Here is a 21,548-nt window from a genome sequence, read left to right on the forward strand (position 1 = left end):
CGAAGGAAGAGGAGCGGTCGGCAGTGAGGATCAGGCGGTCGGTCGGTCGTCGGGACGCGGCCGCCGTGCGCTCGCTCAGGAGGACTCGCGGGCCGCCGGGCCCCCGCCGAACAGGACGTCGTCCCAGCTCGGGAGGCGCTTGCGAGGCTTGTTCTCCTCGCCCTCGGCCGCAGGCTGGGGGGTCTGGCCGACCGTGCGCCGGGGGCGCAGGACCGCCAGTGACGGCACCGCGGGGACCTCCTTGGGCAGGTCCGCGTCGTCGTCGAAGGCCGAGCCGGAACCGCCGCCGAGCAGTGCCGCGGCACCACCGGCGACCGGGCGGCGGGCAGCCGGGGAGACCGGCTCCAGGCCGCGGCCGGACGAACCCTCCAACGGCCGGTCCAGCGAGGCCAGCAGCGCGTCGCGGCCGGCCCGGATCGGGTCGCGGGTCGGGCGGGCCGGCGCGTCGGCCGCGGGCAGGCCGTGACCGCCGCGGGGCGACTCGGCGGCGCGGGCCGGGCCGGGCAGGCCGTGGCCGCTGCGCTCGGGGGCCGGCTCCTGGCCGAGGATCTGGGTGGGCCGCTCGGCGCACAGGTACTGCGCCATGTCGTCGTGCGGGGAGACCACCTGACGACCCTTGTCCAGGTCCCAGATGGCCTGCGCGGTGGCCTTGCCGGACGGCCAAGTGGCGACGATCCGCCAGGCGCCGTCGTCCTTGCGGAACGCGTCCCAGGAGATCTTCTCGGTGTCGATGCCGTGCTGCGCGAGGCGGCTGTCCACCACCTCGGCCAGCGGCTGACCGGAATCGGACGTCTTCAGCCGGGTGCGGCGCGCGTGCTGGGCCAGCATGGCCCGCTCCTGCAGCACCGGACCGGCATAGCGCAGCACCCGGTCGACCGGCACGCCGGCGATCCGGGCGACCTCCTCGGCGGACTCGCCGGAGCGGATCCGGGCCTGGATGTCGCGTGGGGACAGCGCGGGTGCGGTGTCCGGCGCGATCACCGCGACCGCGGTGCCCGGCGCCGCCGGACCGTCCGTGATCACCCCGGTGACCCGGTCGTCGAGGGGCAGCGCCAGCAGTCGGCCCACCTCATCGGCGAGCACGAGGGCCTGTCCGTCCTCGGAGAGGGCGACGAAGCGTACCGGCCGCATGCGTTGCCTCCGTCCCGTCGCGTTGGCCTGTGCTCCCGAGAGTCAGTCACCCGGGCGCGTTTCGGAACACGGTACGCGCCTTGGTCACCCAATGGGGGTAAGCCACGCCGTCAAAGTAGCTGACCAGGGTAGATGATCTTCGTCGTCGTGTGGCAAATCCAGACCATTCAAACCCGTTCTCGGTACGACCTACAACTCCACAAGCGCATGAGTCAGGTCACCGGGCGACCCCGCGACGGATTCCCGACACGAGATCGCAGCGCGACTCACGGGTGTGGCCGGTGCTCACGGCGCACCCGGAGAACAAGCGCGACGCAGGCGGGATGCCTGCGCCGCGCGTGGTTGCCGACCGGCTCTCAGAGCCGCTCGACGACGTAGTCGATGCAGCTGGTCAGCGCGGCCACGTCACTCGGGTCGACGGTCGGGTAGAGCGCGATCCGCAGCTGGTTGCGGCCGAGTTTCCGGTACGGCTCGGTGTCCACGATGTCGTTGGCGCGCAGCACCTTGGCGATCGCCGCGGCGTCCACCCGGTCGGCGAAGTCGATCGTCGCGACCGCCGCCGACCGGAGCGCCGGGTCGGTGATGAACGGCTCGGCGAACGACGACCGGTCGGCCCAGCCGTAGATCGCGGCGGCGCTCTCCGCGCTGCGCTTGACCGCCCAGGAGAGCCCGCCCTGCGCGTTCATCCAGTCCACCTGCTCGGCGGCGAGGAAGACGGTGGCCAGCGCCGGCGTGTTGTAGGTCTGCTCCAGGCGGGACTGTTCGATCGCGGTCACCAGGTCGAGGAACTGCGGGATGTACCGCTTGCTCGCCTTGATCTCGAAGGCCCGCTCGATCGCCGCCGGGGACATCAGGGCCAGCCAGATCCCGCCGTCCGAGCCCAGCGCCTTCTGCGGGGCCAGGTAGTACACGTCGGTCTCGCGCAGGTCGACGTCCAGGCTACCGCCGCCCGAGGTGGCGTCGGTGAGCAGCAGGGCGCCCGGGTCGGCGCCCTCGACCCGGCGGACCGGCACCGCGACCCCGGTCGAGGTCTCGTTGTGCACGCTGGCGTAGACGTCCACGCCGGCCTCGGCGGAGAGGTAGGCCGCCTGGCCGCCGGGGGCCCGGTGCACGGTCGGCTCGGCCAGGAACGGCGCGTCCGCGACCGCCTTGACGAACTTGGCGCCGAACTCGCCGAACTCGGCGAACTGCGCTTTCTCCCGGACCAGGCCGAACGCGGCGGTCTCCCAGAACGCGCTGGTGCCGCCGTTGGACAGGATCACCTCGTAGCCGTCCGGCATCGAGAAGAACTCGGCCAGGCCGCGACGCAGCCGGGCGACCTGGTCCTTCACCGTCTTCTGCCGGTGCGAGGTGCCCATGAAGGTGCGGGAGACCGCGGAGAGGGCCTCGACACCTTCCGGCCGGACCTTGCTCGGGCCCGAACCGAACCGGCCGTCGACGGGCTTGATCGCGTCAGGGATCTGGATGTCAGCCACGGTCACACATTATGGGTCAACTGGGACCAGCCCTCGACCTCGGAGGGTTTCCGCGGCTCGGGGCCCACATAGTGCAGGCCGGGGCGCAGGATCCGGCCCAGTTTCTTCTGCTCCAGGATGTGCGCGCTCCACCCGGCCACCCGGGCGCAGGTGAACATCGAGGTGAACATGTGCACCGGGACCTCGGCGAAGTCGAGCACCACGGCGGACCAGAAGTCCACGTTCGTCCACAGGTCGTGGCCGGGCTTGCGCTCCCGCAGCTCGGCCAGCGCGGCGGTCTCCAGGGCCACCGCCACCTCGTAACGCGGGGCGCCCAGATCCTTGGCGATGCGGCGCAGCACGCGGGCCCGCGGGTCCTCCGCGCGGTAGACCCGGTGACCGAAACCCATCAGCCGCTCGCCGCGGTCCAGCACGTCCCGCACGTAGCCGGTGGCGTCACCGCTGCGCTCGACCGCCTCCAGCATGTGCAGCACCCGGGTGGGCGCGCCGCCGTGCAGCGGACCGGAGAGCGCGCCGATCCCGGAGGAGATGCAGGCGGCCACGTCGGCGCCGGTGGAGGCGACGATCCGGGTGGTGAAGGTGGAGGCGTTCAGCCCGTGCTCGGCGGCCGAGATGAAGTAGGCGTCGACGGCCTTGACGTGCCGCGGGTCCGGGTCGCCGCGCCAGCGCCGCATGAACCGCTCCACGATGGTCTCGGCCTTGTCGATGTCCTTCTGCGGGACGGCCGGCAGACCCAGCCCGCGGGCCGCCTGGGCGACGAAGGAGAGCGCGGTCACCGAGACCCGGGCCAGGTCCTTGCGGGCCTGCTCGTCGGAGATGTCGAGAAGCTGGTCGAGACCCCAGTAGGGGGCCAGCATGGCGACCGCGGACTGCACGTCGACCCGGATGTCACCGGAGTGCACCGGCACCGGGAACGGCTCGGCCGGCGGCAGCCCCGGCCCGAACCGGCCGTCCACCAGCAGGCCCCAGACGTTGCCGAAGGAGACCTGGCCGATCAGATCCTCGATGTCGACGCCGCGGTACCGCAGCGCGCCACCGTCCCGGTCGGGCTCGGCGATCTCGGTCTCGAACGCGTTGACGCCCTCGAGCCCCGGCTTGAAGTCGGACACGGCACTCCCTGGGAGACGTGAGCTGCGGTGAGTGATTCATCTTGCCCGCCGGGTAACCGCACGGTCGACCCGTGGCGATTGTGCTCTCGATGACACCCATCCTGGTTCAACTGACACCCGGCGGACGGGGACTTAGGTTCGTTCCAGCCGAAAGGAAGTACCCGGAATGTCATCCGCTCAGCCTTCCCCCGCCGGGATGCGCCGTGACTACACCGAGCACGGACCGCTGCTGGAGAGTTCGCTGGCCGCCGACTGGCCGGCCCAGTTCGCCGCCTGGTTCGCCGAGGCCACCGCGTTCGGGCTGCCCGAGCCGAACGCGATGATCGTCGCCACGGCGGCTCCGGACGGCCGCCCGTCGGCTCGCACGGTGCTGCTCAAGGGGTACGACTCGACCGGTTTCGTGTTTTTCACCAACTATGAGTCGCGGAAGGGGAGCGAGGCAGCGCTCAATCCGTACGCGAGCTTGGTCTTCCCCTGGTTTCCGATGCAGCGGCAGGTGATCGTGGCGGGCCCGGTGGAGCGGGTGTCGCGCGCCGAGACCGAGGAGTATTTCGCGTCCCGGCCACGCGGCTCGCAGCTCGGCGCCTGGGCGAGCCCGCAGTCGACGGTGCTGAGCGGGCGGGACGCGGTGGACGCCGGGCTGGCCGCGGCGATCGAGCGGTTCGGTGACGGGCCGGTGCCGGCCCCGCCGCACTGGGGCGGGCTGCGGGTGCGGCCCGAGACGGTGGAGTTCTGGCAGGGCCGGAGCAACCGGCTGCACGACCGGCTGCGGTTCCGCGCCGAGGGCTCGTCCTGGGTCGTGGAGAGGCTCGCCCCGTGAGCGTGGTGGACAAGCCACGCCGCTCCTGGATGATCGACACGACCCCGCTGCGGGTGACCACGTTCCGCCGGATGTGGATCGGCAGCGGGGCGTCGTACTTCGGCTTCCAGTTCACCGCGGTGGCCGTGCCGGTGCAGATGTTCGCGATCACGCGCTCGCCGTTCTGGGTCGGGCTGCTCGGCGTGGCCGGCCTGGTCCCGCTGCTGATCTTCGGGCTCTGGGGCGGCGCGGTGGCCGACGTGGTCGACCGGCGGCGGCTGCTGCTGGCCAGCTCCGCGCTCACCTGGGTGGTCACCCTGGGCCTGCTGGCCCAGGCGGCGCTCGGGGCGCGCAGCCCGCACCTGCTGCTGGCGCTCACCGCGATCCAGTCGATCGGCTTCGCGATCAGCTCGCCGGCCCGCCAGTCGATCATCCCGCGGATCGTGCCGACCGACCTGGTCCCGGCGGCGAACACGCTGAACTACACGACCACCACGGCCGGCGGGGTGCTCGGCCCGCTGGCGGCCGGCCTGATCATGGGGATCTGGTCGACCGGCACCGGCGTCGAGGTGGCCTACGCGGTCGACGCCCTGCTGTTCACCGTCACCTTCTGGGCCACCTGGCGGTTGCCGGCGATCCCGCCGATCGAGCCGGACGACTCCGGAGAGAAACCGACAGCCGGCCTGCGTGGCATCGCGGTCGGCCTGAAATTCCTGGTCACCCAGCCGGTCCTGCTGCTCTCCTTCGGCATCGACCTGATCGCCATGGTGTTCGCCATGCCGCGGGCGCTGTTCCCGGCGGTGGCCGAGGAGCGGTTCGGCGGCGGCGCCGCGGTCGGCTGGCTGTTCAGCGCGATCGCGATCGGCTCGGTGCTGGGCGGCCTGACCTCCGGCTGGATCAGCCGGATCCGCCGGCAGGGCGTGGCCCTGGTGGCCGCGGTGGTCGCCTGGGGCGTGGCGATCGGCCTCTCCGGGCTGGCCCACCAGCTCTGGCTGATGATCGTGCTGCTCGCCGTGGCCGGCGCGGCCGACCTGGTCAGCGCGGTCTACCGGCAGTCGATCATGCAGACCTTCGCCCCGGACCGGCTGCGCGGCCGCCTGCAGGGAGTGTTCACCGTGGTGGTGGCCGGCGGTCCTCGATTGGGTGATCTCCGGGCCGGCGCCACCGCCGACGTGACCGGTGTCGGAGCCTCCTGGGTGGGTGGCGGGTTCGTGGCCGCCGCGCTGGCGTTGGTGCTGGGCCTCGCGTTCCCGGCGTTGATCCGATACCGGCCCGCCCGGGACGAGTCGGACAACCGGTAGCGTCTGCGGGTATGACAGAGACAGCCGCGAAATCCGGGGTTCAGTGGTCGATCGAGGCGGACGGCCGGCGCGCCGTGCTCGCCGAGGTCGGAGGCACGCTGCGTAGCTTCTCGTCCGGCGGGGTGGAGCTGCTCGACGGCTTCGGCACGGACGAGATCTCCCCGGGTTCCGCCGGCCAGATCCTGGCCCCCTGGCCGAACCGGATCCGGGACGGGCAGTACACCTTCGAGGAGAAGACGTACCAGCTCGCGCTCACCGAGCCGGCCCGGCACAACGCCATCCACGGCCTGGTGAACTGGTCGCGCTGGCGGGCCACCGAGCACGCCGCCTCGGCGGTGACCCTGGAGTACGACCTGCCCGCCCAGGTCGGCTACCCGTGGGCGCTCACCCTGCGGACCCGCTGGTCGGTCTCCGCCGAGGGGCTGCGCTGCGTGCAGGAGGTGGTGAACACCAGCGACGCGAACGCGCCGTGGGGTTACTCGGTGCACCCCTACCTGAGCCTGCCCGGCGTCACGGTGGACAACACCGTGCTCCAGGTGCCGGGGAAGACCCGGATCCTGGCCGACGCCCGGCTGCTGCCGATCGGCGCGGTCAAGGTGGCCGGGACCGAGTTCGACTACGCCGAGCCCCGGCGGATCGGGACGGCGATCCTGGACACCACGTTCGGCGACATCGACTTCGGCGCCGACGGGCTCACCGAGGTGGTGCTCGCCGACCCGGACTCGGACCGGAAGATCACCGTCTGGGCCGACGACAAGTTCAAGTACTGGCAGGTCTTCACCGGCGACACGCTGCACGGCGAGCGGCACCGCCGGTCGATCGCGGTCGAGCCGATGACCTGCCCGCCGGACGCGTTCCGCTCCGGCCGCGACCTGGTCACGCTGGCCCCTGGGGAGACCTGGACCACCGCGTGGGGGATCCGCGCCTGATGGAGTTCGACGAGGTGGTCCGCCGGCGGCGGATGGTCCGTGGGTACGACCCCGCGCGACCGGTGCCGCCGGAGCTGGTCGACAAGATCGTCCGGCACGGGCTGCGGGCGCCGTCAGCGGGCTTCTCGCAGGGGTGGAGTTTCCTGGTGCTCAGCGCACCGGAGGACCGCGAGCTGTTCTGGACGGTCACCGCGTCCACGGACGGGGATGCCGGCGGCTGGCTCAGCCGGATGCGAACCGCCCCGTTGATCATCGTGGCGCTCTCCAACAAGTCGGTTTATCTCGACCGGTACGCGGAATCGGACAAGGGGTGGGCGGACCGGGACGAGGCACGCTGGCCGGTGCCGTACTGGGACGTCGACACCGGCTTCGCCGCGCTGCTGATGCACCTGACCGCGGTCAACGAAGGGCTCGGCTCCTGCTTCATCGGGCTGCCGGCCGATCGGATCGCCGCGTTCCGCTCGGCGTTCGGGGTGCCGGACGAGTTCAACCCGGTCGGCGCGCTGACCGTCGGCTACCGGGGAACGGACAAGAGGTCACCGTCACTCAAGCGCGGCCACCGTCCGGTGGACGACGTGGTGCATCATGGCCGATGGGCTTCGGCCGCGGGGGCATGACCACACTGCGGCTACGCTGGCATACCGACGACGTTTCGCAGGGAGAGGGGCAGCCGCCGTGATCTTCAAAGCGGTCCGGGACGGAGCCCCGTACCCCGATCACCACACCACGCTGAAGGCGTGGGCGGAGATCCCGCCGCGGCCGATCCGGCTCGCCGACCTGATCACCACCAAGCGGGAGCTGGCGCTGGACAAGCTGCTGGCCGAGGACTCGACGTTCTACGGGGACCTGTTCCCCCACGTGGTGGAGTATCAGGGCGCCCTCTACCTGGAGGACGGGCTGCACCGGGCGCTGCGGGCGGCGCTGCAGCAGCGGAACCAGATCCACGCCCGGGTGCTGGTCGTCGACGGTTAAACCGTTTGTCAGGTTTGGCGCTTGATGTGGGAGTTCCGGCTCCTGCGGTCGCGAATTGTCAGACCCCCTCCGTACCGTGGGAGCATGGCCAACTCACCGGATGTCGAAGAGCCGACGACGGAGTACCCGGCCGTGCCCGATGGTGCCGAGCCGGTCGCCCCGGCCGTCCCGCAGGAGCACAGGCCGAGCTTCTTCGCCCGGCTGCTGATCTTCATCGGCGTCGTCTTCGCCCTGATCGTCGCGTCCTGCTTCGGGCTGCGCGCGATGCACGTGCTCCCCTCCTTCGACAACCCGTTCTCCGATCAGACCGTCGACCGCAGTCAGCCGGTGCTGCTGCAGTCCATGCGCGACCTGCATCGTTACGTGGCGGCCGACGGCACCTTCCAGGTGATCGTCGACCTCCAGCAGAAGCGGGAAAACATCCCCGACTTCCTGGTCAACCGGCGGATCCTGTTCGTCGGCTCGGGCACAGTGGAGGCCTATGTCGACTTCAGCGCCCTCTCCGGGGACGCGCTCAAGGTCGACAACGAGAAGAAGACGATCGAGCTGACCCTGCCGCCGCCGCAGCAGTCGACGGCCGCCCTCGACATGGCGAAAAGCTATGTGGTCGAGGAGGATCGGGGCCTGCTGACCAGCATCGGCGACGCGTTCCGCAGCGACACCGACAAGCAGCAGCGGGTCTACCAGATGGCCCAGGAGAAGATCACCGAGGCGGCCAAGGCGAGTGGGCTCGATCAGCGGGCGCAGCAGAACACGCAGCTGATGTTGGAGAGCCTGTTCGTCCGGTTGGGCTATACGTCCGTCAAGGTCACCTTCACGACGCCCTGACAGCGTGGAATAGGTGACGCCGCCGCCCCCGGGGGGTGTGGGGCGGCGGCGTCCGGAATCGCGGCCCGGTGGTTGGCGGGGCTGCGATCCAGCTCGTGGCCCGGCATCGCATCGCCGCCGGCTGGCTTGGTGGTCCGGTGCGGCGAGGCGGTCTGACGGGCGGTGCCTATCGGTACGACGGTGGGCGCGGGGCACCGTTCAATCCGGCCGGCGGATGGTTCGGCGCGGGCATGCGGTTTTTTCGGTTGCCGGCCGCGTGTGCGGTTTGCGGGACGGTGGCGCCGCCTCGACCGTGGCCCGTGTGGATGGCCGGTGGTCGGTAGGCCAGGTGGCTGCGCGGGTCTGCGTGGGTAAGCGGCATCGGGTTGGTCGGGTGACTTTCCGCGGTCCGGTGGGGCTCGGGAACGATCGGTGGACGGGCGGTCCTGAAGGGCTGAGCTGCTGTCTGCCCTGCCTGGTGAGGTGGGCTGGTGTCCGCTCCGCCGCCGGGTGCGGGTGGTGGCGGGGCGGTCGGGGGTTGGGTCCCGGCCGGGTGTGCCAGCCCGGCTTCCGCCCGGCCGGGAGTCTGTCGATCGGTGTTGGGGGACACCGATCGTTGTTCGCTGCTCCGATATGTGCCCCGGAAGGCGACGGATTACTCGCCGGACATCGGTGCCCTTCGTGCCGTTCGCTCGACGTCGGGGCGTGGGTTGCCCTGGCCGGGGAGCGAGACTCGCCCGGCCAGGGCGGGTGACGGCCGGTGGCCCGGGCGGGCAGAGAAGCTGGCCCGGCCAGGGCGTGGGGCGGCCGGTGGCCTGGGCGGGGCCGGGGGAGCCGTCAGCTGCCGCAGGCTGGGCCGGATGAGCGGTCAGCCGCCGCAGGCTGGGCCGGGTGAGCCGTCAGCCGCCGCGGGCCGTGGGTCACTCGTTGGGCATGAGGGCCCAGAGGATCAGGTAGGCGATGAACTGCGGGCCCGGGAGCAGGCAGGACAGGACGAACAGCAGGCGGACCGTTCCGGCGGACAGCCCGGTGCGGCGGGCCAGACCGGCGCAGACGCCGGCGATCCAGCGGTCGTGGCGGGGGCGGGTCAGGCTGCGCGACTTCAGAGGGCTGGTCACGATCATCCACTCCTTCAGTGGTGGCCGGGGCGCTGCGCCCCGGACCACTTCGACGTTAGGTACGGCGGCCCGGCCCTCCCTCATCCCGCAGGCGGAGAGTGGCGACCAAGGTCCCGTAAGGGGGACCCGTACCCGAATGCCACTCGCTGTTAACCTTTAGCCGTCTTGCGGGGCCCCTGGCTGCGGGCTCGCGTTCATCTGTGGAGGCGAACGGTGCCGCTGGCCCTCCTGCTGCCGGGTCCCGGGGCCGGCCTCACCGGCGACGAGCTGAGCCGGGATCTGACCGCCGCCCTGCACGCGGCGGGCGCGACCGAGATCGATCGGGTGGAGCCGGGCGCTGACCTGCCGGGGCGGCTGCACGCTGCGGCGCGGCGGGCGCACGAGGCCGGTGAGCCGTTGCTGATCTGCGCCGACAACCTCGTCACCCATCACAGCCTGCTGTGGATGCTGGCCACCGACCCGGCCGGGCGGAGCACGCTGCTGCTGGCTCCGGATCCGGCGGGGGACCTGCGGGAGGACCGGGGCCGGGCGGTTCCGGCCGGGCCGGGCGCGGGCACGGTGCGTTGTCTGGGCGCCATGTGCCTGGCTCCGGCGGATCTGGTGCTCCTGGAGAAGGTGGTCGACCGGCTCCCGGCGTACCGGAAAGGGTCTCCGACCGAAAGCGACCGCGACACCCGAGCGGACCGCGCAGACAAGGCGGACCTCGGGAATGCGGACCGCGCAGACAAGGCGGACCTCGGGAATGCGGACCGCGCGGAGCAGGCGGACCTCGGGAAAGCGGACCGCCCGGAGCGGGCGGATCTCGGGGAGAGGGCGGACCCCGGGGCGGTGCTGGTGGCGGCGCTGCTGGAGGCCGGGCTGGTGCCGGTGGCCGTGCGGGTCCGGGAGTTGCACGCCGAGCAGGTGCCGAGCGACGCCGAGCTGACCGCCGCCCGGCGCAGGCTCGCCGCGATCGACGAGGACCGCGCCCGGCTGCGGCTCGCGGTCAAGGAGCAGGACGACTTCTTCACGACGTACGCGGTGAGCACCTGGTCCCCGCTGGTCACCCGCACCGCCGCCCGCCTGGGCCTGAGCCCGACCGCGGTGACCGGCCTGTCGGTGCTCTTCGCCGGCGCCGCCGCGCTCGCCTTCTGGCAGGCCTCCCGGATCGCCATGATCCTCGGCGGGATCCTGCTCTACCTGGGCTTCGTGCTGGACTGCGTGGACGGGCAGCTGGCCCGGTACACCCGGCGGTTCGACGCGTTCGGCGGCTGGCTGGACACGATGGCCGACCGGGCCAAGGAGTACGCGGTGTACGCCGGGCTGGCGGCCGGCGCGGACCGGATCGGGCTGCCCTACGCGTGGCCGCTGGCGATCACCGCGATCGCGCTGCAGACCGTCCGGCACATGACCGACACGTGGTACGGCGCGCTGCACGACGAGGCGGCCGCCCGGCCCCGCCCGCAGGTCACCGGAGGGGTCGGCGCCCGGCTTTCGGCGGCGTCGCAGGCGGCGCAGAGCAGCCGCGGGTCGTTGATCTACTGGGCGAAACGGATCGTGGTCTTCCCGATCGGCGAGCGCTGGGCGCTGATCGCGGTGGCCGCCGCGCTGACCGACGGACGGGTGGCGCTGACCGCGGTCGTCGGGTTCGGGGCGCTGGCGTTCGTCTACACGCTGTCCCTGCGGTCGCTGCGCGCGCTGTCCATGCGGGTGGCGGTGCTGAGCACGGTCGACACCGCGCGGCACCGGGACGACGGGTGGCTGGCCCGGCAGGTGCTGGGCCGGGCCCGGATGGACTTTCCGCTGGTGGTGGCGGGGGTGCTGGCGGCGTACGCGATGGTCGGCCTGGTCTGCGGCGAACCGTTGCGGACCGGGATCCTGGCCGGCGGCATCCCGGCGGCCCTGGCGGCCGGGATGACCGCCCGGGCCCGGCACGACCGGCCGCTGGACTGGCTGGTCCCGGCCGCGCTGCGGGCCGCCGAGTACCTGCTCGTGGTGCTCGCCGGGGTGGTCGGCGGGGTGCCCTGGCCGCTGGTGTTCCTGCTGCTGTTCGTGCTGGCGCTGCGGCACTACGACCTGACCGCGCGGATGGAGAAGGGCGCACCGGGCACCCGGGCCGGCGCGGCGGTGCTGGGCTGGGAGGGCCGGACGGTGCTGCTGATCGCGGCGACCCTGGGCGGTGTGGCGGTGGCCGGGTTCGGGGTGCTGGCGGCGGTGGTCGGTGGCGCGTTCCTGGTCACGGCGGTCCGCGACTGGCGGGCCGCCCAGCTGGCCGTCACGGGTGCCTCGGGGCGCGCGAAGCACCCCTGAGCCCCAGCCGGACCCGATGGCCCGCGGGCGGTCTGGCGGTCTGGCGCGGGCTGGTCGTCACGGGTCTCTCGGGGCGTGCGAAGCACCCCTGAGCCGCAGCCGGAGCCGGTGGCCCGCGGGCGGTCTGGCGGTCTGGCGCGGGCTGGTCGTCACGGGTCTCTCGGGGCGTGCGAAGCACCCCTGAGCCCCAGCCGGAGCCGGTGGCCCGCAGGCGGTCTGGCGGTCTGGCGCGGGCTGGGCCTCATGGGTCTCTCGGGGGGCTTGAGGCACCCGTGAGGCCCAGCCGGAGCCGGTGGCTTGCGGGCGGTCTGGCGCGGGCTGGGCCTCATGGGTGTCTCGGAGGGGTTGAGGCACCCGTGGGGCCCAGCCGGGAGTTGGAGGCGCGGGGCGGTCCGGTGCCGGGGCGGTCTTGCGCGAGGGGATCCGCAGGGTGGCGGAGGCTGCCGGCGGGGCGCTCCGGGCGTACGAAAAGTCCTGGTTGGGGAAATGTCGGATCTTGCTGGGAACGTGCACACACCGACTCGGAGAGTTCGGATCTATGTAATCGAATGATCACTATCTGCGAATGGCACGTTCGCCCGATGGCAAAGCATCGAAGCCCCTCGCAAAGTCAGTACCCGATCGCCGACCGTCGTGGGATCGGGATCACAAAACGATCGGGGAGGTTGGCGGTGTCCACCGTCGCGCTCAAGGACGTCACCAAGATTTGGCCAGATGGCACGGTTGCCGTGGACCGGGTGTCGCTGGATGTCAAGGACGGCGAGTTCATGGTCCTGCTCGGCCCGTCCGGCTGCGGGAAGTCGACCGTGCTCCGGATGATCGCCGGTCTGGAGGACCCCACCGACGGGGACATCCTGCTGAACGGTGAGCCGGTGCTCGACGTGCCGCCGCGCGACCGCAGCATCGCCATGGTGTTTCAGGATTTCGCGCTCTATCCGCACATGACCGTCGCCGACAACATCGGTTTCCCGCTCAAGCTCTCCGGCGTCGAGCCCGGCTCCCGCTCGGACCGGGTCGGCACGGTGGCCGGCGCGCTCGGCATCGGCGAGGTGCTCGGCCGCCGCCCCAGCCAGCTCTCCGGCGGCCAGCGGCAGCGGGTGGCGATGGGCCGGGCGATGGTCCGCCGCCCCGGCATCTTCCTGATGGACGAGCCGCTCTCCAACCTGGACAGCGGCCTGCGCGCCGAGCTGCGCGCGGAGATCACCAGCATGACCCGGGAGCTCGGCGTCACCACCATGTACGTGACGCACGACCAGGCCGAGGCGCTGACCATGGCGGACCGGGTGGCGATCATGCGGCGCGGCGTGCTGCAGGACCTCGGCACCCCGACCGAGGTCTACCGCCGCCCGGCCACCCTCTACGTCGCCGCCTTCCTCGGCTCCCCGCGGATGAACCTGCTGGAGGCCTCGGTCTACGTCCACCTGGACCGCTACGTCGCGCTCAACTTCGGCGAGCAGACCCTCTACCTGGCCTGGAACGACCCCCGCTCGCGGGCGGTGGCGCGCTACCACGGCGAGCGGATCGTGGTCGGGCTGCGGGCCGAGGCGCTCACCCCGGTCACCCCCGATACGCCCGGGACGGTCCTGCACGGCCGGATCCGCTACCTCGAGCACCACGGCCACGAGTCGCTGGCCTACCTGGACATCGGCGCCACCGCGATCGTGGTCGACGAGATCGGCGGCCCGGTCCGCGAGCAGTCCTCGGGCGGCACCCTGAAGCGGCTCGGCGGCGCCCTGCAGCGCCTCACCAAGTCGACCTCGGTCACCGCCCAGGAGGAGCAGCAGCGCGGCCCGGTGAGCGTGCTGGACCCGGGCCGGCACCACCGCAAGGCAGCCGAGCTGTCGGTGCGGCTGGCGCCCTACCCGGCGGTCACCCCGGGGCACCCGCTGACCGTGGCGGTGCAGATGGATTCGGTGCACTTCTTCGACGAGCGGGGGGACCGGATCGATGTCGGCTGGCGCTGACCCGCGCCGCGCCGGGCGGGCCCCGGGTGCGGTGCTCGCCACTTCCGGGCGGGATCGCGGATGCCTCCTGCCACCGGGCGGACACAGCGCGTAGGCTGCACGACGGTGGAGGACAGGATCGGCCAGAGCGTGCGCTCGGCTCCCGGCGGGGAGCCGAGGATCGACGCCGTCCCTCCATCGCCGGTCCTGCCGGTCCTGCTCGACCGCACCTTCGGGCACGCCGACATCACCCTGCTGCGGCACGAGGTGTCCCGCCTGCTGCCCGTGATCGGGGTGACCGGCGACCGCCTCTCCGGCTTCGTGCTGGCGATCAACGAGGTGATCACCAACGTGGTGCTGCACGCCGGTGGCGCCGGCCGGATCGTGCTGCGGCGCGAGGCCGGCTCGGTGTGGTGCGTGGTCACCGACTCCGGCCCGGGCATCCCGGAGGACTATCTGGCCGGCCGCCTCCTCCCCGGTACGGAGGAGATCGGCGGCCGTGGCCTGTGGCTGGCACACCAGCTGTGCGACGAGGTGACCACGGCGACCGGGCCGATCGGTACCTCTATCGGATTGCGTATGGATCTTGCACCGTTGAGCTGAAAGCTGAAACAGCAGCTTGAACGGCTTATGAAACACCCAGGAAATGTGAAGCCGCCCTTCGCCTCTCGTCCCGCGGCGGGTGCGACTACATTGGGCGCGTGCTCGGACTTCCTTCCCAGGTAACCGCTTGCCTTTTCGATCTTGACGGGGTGCTCACGCAGACCGCCCTTGTGCACAGTGCCGCGTGGAAACAAACGTTCGACACGTTCTTGGAATCGTGGGCTCAGCGCCATGATCAACAGTTTGTGCCGTTCGATTCCGGGGTCGACTATCACCGATATGTCGACGGTCGGCAGCGCGCCGACGGCGTCCGGACCTTCCTCGCCTCGCGGGGCATCACCCTGCCCGAGGGGACCCCGGACGACGGTCCGGATGAGGAAACCGTCAACGGTGTCGGCAACCGCAAGAACCTGCTCGTGCTGCAGAAGATCAAGGAGGGTGCGGTCCAGGTCTACCCCGGTTCGGTGGAGTACCTGAAGGCCGCCAAGGCCGCCGGCCTGCGACGCGCGGTCGTGTCGGCGAGTGCCAACTGCAAGGACGTGCTCGAGGCGGCCGGCATCGCCGACCTCCTGGAGGCCCGCGTGGACGGGGTCGTCGCCCGGGAGCTGGGCCTGCCCGGCAAACCCGAGCCGGACACGTTCCTGCACGGGGCGAAACTGCTCGGCCTCGACCCGGAGAACTGCGCGGTCTTCGAGGACGCCCAGGCCGGCGTGGCCGCGGGCCGGGCCGGCGGCTTCGGCCTGGTGATCGGCGTGGACCGGGTGGGGCAGGCCGACGCCCTCCGGGAGAACGGCGCCGACGTCGTCGTCACTGACCTTTCCGAACTGCTCAATCACTAAGAAGAGGCACGACCGTGATCCGTGAACGGGCCTACCCCGTCGACCCCTGGCACATCCGGGAGACCCGGCTCGACCTGGACCTGCTGGCCCAGTCCGAGTCGGTGTTCGCGCTCTCGAACGGCCATATCGGGATACGCGGAAACCTGGACGAGGGCGAGCCGCACGGCCTGCCCGGCACCTATCTGAACTCGTTCTACGAGTTGCGGCCACTGCCGCACGCCGAGGGCGGATACGGTTTCCCGGAGTCCGGCCAGACCATGGTCAACGTCACCAACGCCAAGCTGATGCGGCTGCTGGTCGACGACGAGCCGTTCGACGTGCGATATGGCGAGCTGCGCTCCCACGAGCGCTGCCTCGACCTGCGCGCCGGCACCCTGGAGCGGGTGGTGGAGTGGGTCTCCCCGTCCGGCCAGGGCGTCCGGGTGCGCACCGTGCGCCTGGTCTCCTTCACCCAGCGGGCGGTCGTCGCGTTCCTCTACGAGGTGGAGCCGCTGGACGCGTCCGCCCGGCTGATCCTGCAGTCCGAGCTGGTGGCCAACGAGCAGTTGCCGCCGATGAGCAAGGACCCGCGGGTGGCGGCGGTGCTGGAGCACCCGCTGCAGGCCGAGGAGATGCTCGAGCAGCGCTCCGGCGGCCTGCTGGTGCACCGCACCAAGGTCAGCGACCTGCGGATGGCGGCGGCCATGGAGCACCTGGTGGAGACGCCGGGCCGGCACGCGATCACCACCGAGGGGCACGGCGACTGGCTGCGCACCACGGTGGCCTGCCGGCTGGAGCCGGGGCAGAAGCTGCGGGTGGTCAAGTTGGCGGCGTACGGCTGGTCCAGCGTGCGCTCGCTGCCCGCGCTGCGCGACCAGGTCGGTGCCGCGCTGGCCAGCGCCCGGCTGGACGGCTGGGAGGGTCTGGTCCAGCAGCAGCGGGACTACCTGGACGCCTTCTGGGACCACTCGGACGTGCGCGTCGAGGGCGACCCGGAGGTGCAGCAGGCGGTCCGGTTCGGGCTGTTCCACACGCTGCAGGCCGGCGCCCGGGCGGAGAAGCGGCCGATCGGCTCCAAGGGCCTGACCGGTCCCGGCTACGACGGTCACACGTTCTGGGACTCCGAGACGTTCGTGCTGCCCGCGCTGACCTACACCCAGCCCTCGGCGGCCGCCGACGTGCTGCGCTGGCGGCACTCGACGCTGGACCTGGCCCGGGAGCGGGCGCAGACGCTCGGCCTGCAGGGCGCCGCCTTCCCGTGGCGGACCATCCGCGGGCAGGAGTGCTCCGGCTACTGGCCGGCCGGCACCGCGGGCTTCCACATCGCCGCCGACATCGCCGACGCGGTCCGGCGCTACGTGCAGGCCACCGGGGACTACGACTTCGAGCGTGAGGTCGGCCTGGAGCTGCTGGTGGAGACCGCCCGGCTGTGGCGCTCGCTGGGGCACCACGACCGGCACGGGCGCTTCCACATCGACGGCGTCACCGGCCCGGACGAGTACACCGCGGTGGTGAACGACAACATCTACACCAACCTGATGGCGCAGCAGAACCTGATGACCGCGGTGGAGGCGTGCAAGCGGCACCCGGACCTGGCGCGGCGCTTCGGGGTGGACGACGAGGAGGCGGCGTCCTGGCGGGACGCGGCGGCGGCCGTGCACATCCCGTACGACAAGGAGCTCGGCGTCCACCAGCAGTGCGAGGGCTTCACCCGGCTGCAGGAGTGGGACTTCGAGAACACTCCGCCGGAGGGTTACCCGCTGCTGCTCAACTACCCGTACTTCGACCTGTACCGCAAGCAGGTGGTCAAGCAGGCCGACCTGGTGATGGCGATGTACATCCGGGGTGACGCGTTCACCCCGGAGGAGAAGACCCGCAACTTCGCCTACTACGACGCGCGGACCGTCCGGGACTCGTCGCTGTCGGCGTGCATCCAGGCGGTGATGGCGGCCGAGACCGGGCACCTCGAGCTGGCCCACGACTACCTGGGCGAGGCCGCCCTGATGGACCTGCACGACCTGCACCAGAACGCGCGGGACGGCGTGCACGTGGCGTCCCTCGCGGGTTCCTGGATCGCGCTGGTCGCCGGTCTCGGCGGCATGCGTGACTTCAACGGTCAGCTGTCGTTCGCGCCGCGGCTGCCCAGCCGGATCAACAACCTGGACTTCTCGCTGCTCTGGCGGGGTCTGCGGCTGCGGGTCAACGTCACCGCCGAGGAGGTCACCTACTCGCTGCGCAACGGCGGCGGCTCGGCCCGGCTGACCCTGCTGCACCACGGCAAGGAGATCGAGGTGACCCAGGTGCGGCCGGTGACCATGGCGATCCCGTCGGCCGGACCGGTCGGCCCGGCGCCGGCCCAGCCGGCCGGGCGGGCCCCGGTGCGGCGCGCCACCCCGCATCACTGAGGCGATACGACAACGGCCCCTCACCCGCAAGGGTGGGGGCCGTTCTCGGTGGCTCGATTACAGCAGTGACACGTGCACGTGGTCGGTGTGATCACTCGGCCCGTGGTAGGCGTGCCAGTTGTTCGTCGCCGGGAACCAGATCTGCTTGTACCAGATCACGTAGTAGATGCCGAGGCGGTCGGCGTTGCGCACCAGGAACGCGGTGAGGTCGTTGCCGTACCGCATCATCTTGTTGTTGCCGGTCGCCGAGGAGAACCCGCTCTTCTGCAGGGACCAATCGCAGGCCCGGCCTTTCGGGTGCTCGAACGGGCCGCCGTCGCGGTGGCAGCCGACGAACAGGTCGAAGCCGGCTTTCCGCACCTCCTTGTAGAGGTGCAGGGTGCGCTTGGTGATGCAACCGTCGGTGGTCGGGTCCTTCTGGTTGCACGACTCCGGCGAGAAACCGCCGTCGGAGTTGCGCGGCGCCGGTGCGGCGGTCGCGGATTTCGCGTCGACGAAGCCGGCGGTGATGGTCTTGTTGATGCCGGTGCCGCCACCGAGCAGCTCGAGCTGGTCCTCGGCCGAGTCGTGCAGCTTCTTCTGCACCGAGAGCTGCTGCTCCTCGTTCTTCAGCTCGGCGTCGAGGCGCTGCTTGTCGGCGGTGATGCCCTGCAGCAGCGTGTTCAGCTCGTGCAGTTTCTCGTCGTGGACCTTGTTGATCTCCTCGAGCGAGACCGCCTTGTCCAGGAAGTCCGAGGAGTCGTTGGCCCGCAGCAGGAAGCTCAGCGAGCTCAGGTTGCCGATCTGGTACTGCTGCTTGGCGATCGCGTTGACCTCGGGGACCAGCTGGTCGCGCCGGGCCTCCGCGGTCTTGATCTGAGCGGCCAGCTGGATCTGGGTCTTCTTCGACTTCGCGACCGCTGCCTTGGCGTTCACGAACCGGCGGTTCGTGGTCTCGATCTGGTCGGAGAGGTCGTCGCTCGCCTCTCCCTCCTCAGCGGTCGAGCCGCTACCTCCAGGAGCGGCGTGTGCCGGGGTGACCGGGGCCACGAATATCGCGGCGGTCACCAGCGGCGCCAGGGCAAGCGTCAGCCACCGGCGGGGACGTGCGGTCATCAACAATCCTTCCTTGTCACCGCCGACCGGGTTAGCTGACGGGTTCGGGACGGAAGCTATCCCTACCGCATAACGCGGATTCACCCCAACTACCTGGTTCCCCGGCTCGCCTTTCGACGATTGGGCGGCGGCCTGCCGGCAACTCGGGGGCGGTGCCGTCCTGGCAGGACCGGCGGCCAGTTTACCTGAGATATCACGGGACATCAGGGTCCGGAAAACCGTCAAAATTGTTACTGCACAACGACTTTCCGTAATGGCGTCACCACTCGTGACCGGGCCGTCGCCATCGGTACGAGAACTGTCGATTCGTCGATCGCCTGGGGTATGGTCGTCGCGGTTCCCGCGCGGGGACCGCCGCCTAATCGCATAACGCGCGAGCCGGGGATCCACATTTCTTCCGGGGCGAATCCGCATCCCGCGGTAGGGATCTCCTTCATCCCGAGCCCGTCAGCTAACCCGGCCGGCGGCCGACGGAAGGAAACAGCCAGTGCAGCACGTGACTGCGCGGCGACGATGGGCGGCCTTTCTGACGCTCCTGATCGCCGCATGCGGGATCGCCGGGGTCGCCGGGCCGGCCGCCGCCGCGCCCCGCCCCCTGGCCGCGCCGGGCGAGTCCGGCGACGACGGCGAGGGCGGCTCCAAGTCCCTGCTCGACAAACTCGACGAGGCCTCCAAGGGCTACGTCGCGGCCAAGGCCAAGCTGGCCAAGTCCAAGCAGCAGCAGACCGCGCTGGCCGCCGAGCTGAAGAAGCTGGACGCGGCCCTCGGCCCGCAGCAGGCGGCGCTCAACAAGTACGCCGAGCAGGCGTACTCGATGGGCCGGCTCGGCCCGCTCAGCGCGCTGCTCGGCGCCGACTCGTCGGCCGGCTTCCTGGACCGGGCCCAGCTGCTGACCACCGTGGCGGCCCGGCAGAACGCGGCGATCGCCGACCTGAAGACCACCCGGACCGACCGGCAGGCCGCCAAGACCGGGATCGACGCCGCCGTCATCGACCAGCAGAAGCAGGTCAACGTGATGGCCAAGCGCAAGGCCCAGGCCGAGCAGGCGCTCAAGGACGCCGACCAGGGCGGGGACTCCGGTGACGACGACTCCGGCAGCGGCAGTGGCAGTGGCAGCGCGGACGCCGACAAGCCGGGCAGCCTGAGCGGCGGCTGCGTGCCGGACCCGACCACCGACGGCTGCATCAGCAAGCGTCTGCTCTTCGCCATGCAGCAGGCGCAGAAGGCCGGGTTCACCCGCTACGTCGCCTGCTACCGGCCGCAGAACAGCGGGGAGCACCCGAAGGGCCGGGCCTGCGACTTCGCCGCCGACAAGAACGGGTTCGGCGGGGTGGCGACCGGCTCCAGCAAGACCTACGGCACCGACCTGGCGAACTACTTCATCCACAACGCGGACACGCTGGGCGTGCTCTACGTGATCTGGTTCAAGCGGATCTGGCTGCCGAGCAGCGGGTGGAAGTCGTACAGCGGGGCGGGCGGCACACCGTCGACCGACCACACCAACCACGTGCACCTTTCGGTGACGTAAATCTCAAGACCAAGTTTTCGGTACGGCCGGCGCGTTCCGGTCGTACCGAAAAGTCTGGCGAACCGGACGCCGGAGCGGACCGTGACCGCAGGCCGGGAGCAGTCAGGCCGGGAGCAGGCGGTGGCCGGCCATCTCCAGCTCCTCGCCGTCGTGCCGGACCGCGACCGGGGTGTTGAGGCCGGAGGCCGGGTCGTGCAGGACGACCGACGCCCCGTCGACGCGATAGGTGCCGCTCGGCCGCTTCCGGCGGCCGGCCACCTCGCCGGCGTAGGTGCCGTCGGTGCGCAGCTGCAGCTTGACCGTGCCGTCCGGGCTGCGCCAGGCGCCGACCACCGCCGAGCCGCTCACCACCGCGGGCGGCGCCGGCGCCAGGCCCAGCCCGGCGTCGGAGGTGCGGCCCATGGCGATGGCCAGCATGGCGGCGGCGTCCAGCACGGTGGTGTCGACGCGAGGGGAGTGCGAATGCATGGGGCCGGCTCCGGGAGGTCGGTGTCGGGAACGACCCCTAACTTCGGCCCGGCGCCGGTCCGATGCAGCACTCCGCCGGTTGCGGCGCGGTTGTTTCCCGGCGCCTCAACTCCCGGCGCCGCCGGCTCGCAGCGAGCCGAGCACCGATGCCGCCAGCCGCTCCAGGTAGTCGTCGCTCATCGGCTGCCGGGAGACGGCCAGCCGCCAGTAGAGCGGGCCCAGGATCAGGTCCACCGCCACCTCCGGATCGGTGTCCTCGGGCAGCTCGCCGCGGGCGATGGCCTGGCCGACCAGCTTCTCCCCGACCGCCTGCTGGTGGGTGCGCAGCACCCGTTGCAGGGTCTCGGCGATCTGCGGGTTCCGCGCCGCCTCGGCCATCAGGTCGGGGATGATCTGCGAGGCGACCCGATGCTGCAGCGCCTTGCTGACGATCATCATGAGCAGGTCGAGATCGCCGGCGAACGAGCCGGTGTCCGGAAGTGGCACCTTGCGACCGGCGACTTCCGTGATGATCTCCAGTACCATCTCCAGCTTGTTGCTCCAGCGCCGGTAGATAGCGGTCTTGCCGACGCCGGCACGCCGGGCCACGGCCTCGATCGACAGGCGGCCGTAACCGACCTCTGCCAGCTCACTCATGACCGCGTTACGAATAGCCACGGTGATGTCGTTGCGGAGCACGGCCGCTCCGGCCGGTGCGCGTTTGACTGTCGCCACCCGGTAACTATAGCGCTACGACGGAACGGTTGCGTCCCGCCGCT

19 protein-coding genes and 2 riboswitches are annotated in these 21,548 nt (G+C 71.3%); of the genes, 12 read left to right on the plus strand and 7 right to left on the minus strand.

From position 1 onward, the window contains the following. Positions 1-75 precede the first annotated feature (75 nt). The 3 genes from sepH to BJY16_RS10150 all read right to left on the minus strand — a co-directional run bounded on the left by sepH (position 76) and on the right by BJY16_RS10150 (position 3,715). A complete protein-coding gene (gene sepH / locus BJY16_RS10140) occupies positions 76-1,131 on the minus strand; it encodes a septation protein SepH (protein ID WP_185038987.1) in 1,056 nt (351 codons plus the stop codon). A 356-nt stretch (positions 1,132-1,487) separates the two neighbouring features. Then, positions 1,488-2,606, minus strand: coding sequence for a phosphoserine transaminase (gene serC, locus BJY16_RS10145; protein ID WP_185038988.1), 1,119 nt, complete (start codon positions 2,604-2,606; stop codon positions 1,488-1,490). Positions 2,607-2,608: 2 nt separating this feature from the next. Continuing rightward, positions 2,609-3,715, minus strand: a complete 1,107-nt coding sequence (locus BJY16_RS10150) for a citrate synthase 2 (RefSeq protein WP_185038989.1) — start codon at positions 3,713-3,715, stop codon at positions 2,609-2,611. A 166-nt stretch (positions 3,716-3,881) separates the two neighbouring features. Here BJY16_RS10150 and pdxH point away from each other — a divergent pair, with 166 nt between their 5' ends. From pdxH to BJY16_RS10180, 6 genes are all read left to right on the plus strand, one after another. Next, positions 3,882-4,535, plus strand: a complete 654-nt coding sequence (gene pdxH / locus BJY16_RS10155; RefSeq protein ID WP_185038990.1) for a pyridoxamine 5'-phosphate oxidase — start codon at positions 3,882-3,884, stop codon at positions 4,533-4,535. After that, entirely contained in the window at positions 4,532-5,815 is a 1,284-nt protein-coding gene (locus BJY16_RS10160) for an MFS transporter (protein WP_373873434.1), read from the plus strand. The genes pdxH and BJY16_RS10160 overlap by 4 nt, the downstream gene beginning before the upstream one ends. Before the next feature lie 11 nt (positions 5,816-5,826). Further along, on the plus strand, positions 5,827-6,744 hold the full coding sequence (locus BJY16_RS10165; protein WP_185038991.1) for an aldose 1-epimerase family protein: 918 nt from the start codon (positions 5,827-5,829) through the stop codon (positions 6,742-6,744). Beyond that, positions 6,744-7,361: a nitroreductase family protein gene (locus BJY16_RS10170; RefSeq protein ID WP_185046378.1), complete on the plus strand. Its 618-nt coding sequence runs from the start codon at positions 6,744-6,746 to the stop codon at positions 7,359-7,361. Before BJY16_RS10165 ends, BJY16_RS10170 begins: the two co-directional genes overlap by 1 nt. A 58-nt stretch (positions 7,362-7,419) precedes the next feature. Continuing rightward, the gene (locus tag BJY16_RS10175; protein WP_185038992.1) at positions 7,420-7,716 is read left to right on the plus strand and encodes a type II toxin-antitoxin system VapB family antitoxin; all 297 of its coding nucleotides are present in this window, start codon (positions 7,420-7,422) and stop codon (positions 7,714-7,716) included. Positions 7,717-7,800: 84 nt separating this feature from the next. Continuing rightward, positions 7,801-8,544, plus strand: coding sequence for a DUF4230 domain-containing protein (locus tag BJY16_RS10180; protein WP_185038993.1), 744 nt, complete (start codon positions 7,801-7,803; stop codon positions 8,542-8,544). A gap of 899 nt (positions 8,545-9,443) precedes the next feature. Here the strand turns inward: BJY16_RS10180 and BJY16_RS10185 are convergent. After that, positions 9,444-9,647: a PspC domain-containing protein gene (locus BJY16_RS10185; protein WP_185038994.1), complete on the minus strand. Its 204-nt coding sequence runs from the start codon at positions 9,645-9,647 to the stop codon at positions 9,444-9,446. A gap of 207 nt (positions 9,648-9,854) precedes the next feature. On the opposite strand from BJY16_RS10185, the gene BJY16_RS10190 reads away from it, so the two are divergent. From BJY16_RS10190 to BJY16_RS10210, 5 genes are all read left to right on the plus strand, one after another. Next, positions 9,855-11,930 (plus strand): DUF5941 domain-containing protein, encoded by a 2,076-nt coding sequence (locus BJY16_RS10190; protein ID WP_239177157.1) that lies wholly within the window; start codon positions 9,855-9,857, stop codon positions 11,928-11,930. A 671-nt stretch (positions 11,931-12,601) separates the two neighbouring features. Next, positions 12,602-13,894 carry an ABC transporter ATP-binding protein gene (locus tag BJY16_RS10195; RefSeq protein WP_185038996.1) on the plus strand — a complete coding sequence of 431 codons (1,293 nt, stop codon included), beginning with the start codon at positions 12,602-12,604 and terminating at the stop codon, positions 13,892-13,894. 105 nt (positions 13,895-13,999) lie between these two features. Next, entirely contained in the window at positions 14,000-14,476 is a 477-nt protein-coding gene (locus BJY16_RS10200; RefSeq protein WP_185038997.1) for an ATP-binding protein, read from the plus strand. Between the two features lie 98 nt (positions 14,477-14,574). Then, positions 14,575-15,315, plus strand: coding sequence for a beta-phosphoglucomutase family hydrolase (locus BJY16_RS10205; RefSeq protein WP_185038998.1), 741 nt, complete (start codon positions 14,575-14,577; stop codon positions 15,313-15,315). A 14-nt stretch (positions 15,316-15,329) separates the two neighbouring features. Then, positions 15,330-17,699, plus strand: coding sequence for a glycoside hydrolase family 65 protein (locus BJY16_RS10210; protein WP_185038999.1), 2,370 nt, complete (start codon positions 15,330-15,332; stop codon positions 17,697-17,699). A gap of 57 nt (positions 17,700-17,756) precedes the next feature. On the opposite strand, the gene BJY16_RS10215 is transcribed toward BJY16_RS10210, so the two are convergent. Further along, entirely contained in the window at positions 17,757-18,794 is a 1,038-nt protein-coding gene (locus tag BJY16_RS10215; RefSeq protein ID WP_185039000.1) for a coiled-coil domain-containing protein, read from the minus strand. Positions 18,795-18,799: 5 nt separating this feature from the next. Next, positions 18,800-18,931: riboswitch (cyclic di-AMP (ydaO/yuaA leader) on the minus strand. A gap of 208 nt (positions 18,932-19,139) precedes the next feature. Further along, positions 19,140-19,276: riboswitch (cyclic di-AMP (ydaO/yuaA leader) on the plus strand. Between the two features lie 5 nt (positions 19,277-19,281). On the opposite strand from BJY16_RS10215, the gene BJY16_RS10220 reads away from it, so the two are divergent. Further along, positions 19,282-20,322 (plus strand): coiled-coil domain-containing protein, encoded by a 1,041-nt coding sequence (locus tag BJY16_RS10220; RefSeq protein WP_185039001.1) that lies wholly within the window; start codon positions 19,282-19,284, stop codon positions 20,320-20,322. A 102-nt stretch (positions 20,323-20,424) separates the two neighbouring features. Here BJY16_RS10220 and BJY16_RS10225 read toward each other — a convergent pair whose 3' ends face one another. Together BJY16_RS10225 and BJY16_RS10230 are read right to left on the minus strand one after the other, a co-directional pair. Continuing rightward, the gene (locus tag BJY16_RS10225) at positions 20,425-20,790 is read right to left on the minus strand and encodes a hypothetical protein (protein ID WP_185039002.1); all 366 of its coding nucleotides are present in this window, start codon (positions 20,788-20,790) and stop codon (positions 20,425-20,427) included. Positions 20,791-20,895: 105 nt separating this feature from the next. Further along, positions 20,896-21,504 carry a TetR/AcrR family transcriptional regulator gene (locus BJY16_RS10230; protein WP_239177159.1) on the minus strand — a complete coding sequence of 203 codons (609 nt, stop codon included), beginning with the start codon at positions 21,502-21,504 and terminating at the stop codon, positions 20,896-20,898. Positions 21,505-21,548 lie beyond the last annotated feature (44 nt).

Source organism: Actinoplanes octamycinicus, from assembly GCF_014205225.1.
GTDB lineage: Bacteria > Actinomycetota > Actinomycetes > Mycobacteriales > Micromonosporaceae > Actinoplanes > Actinoplanes octamycinicus.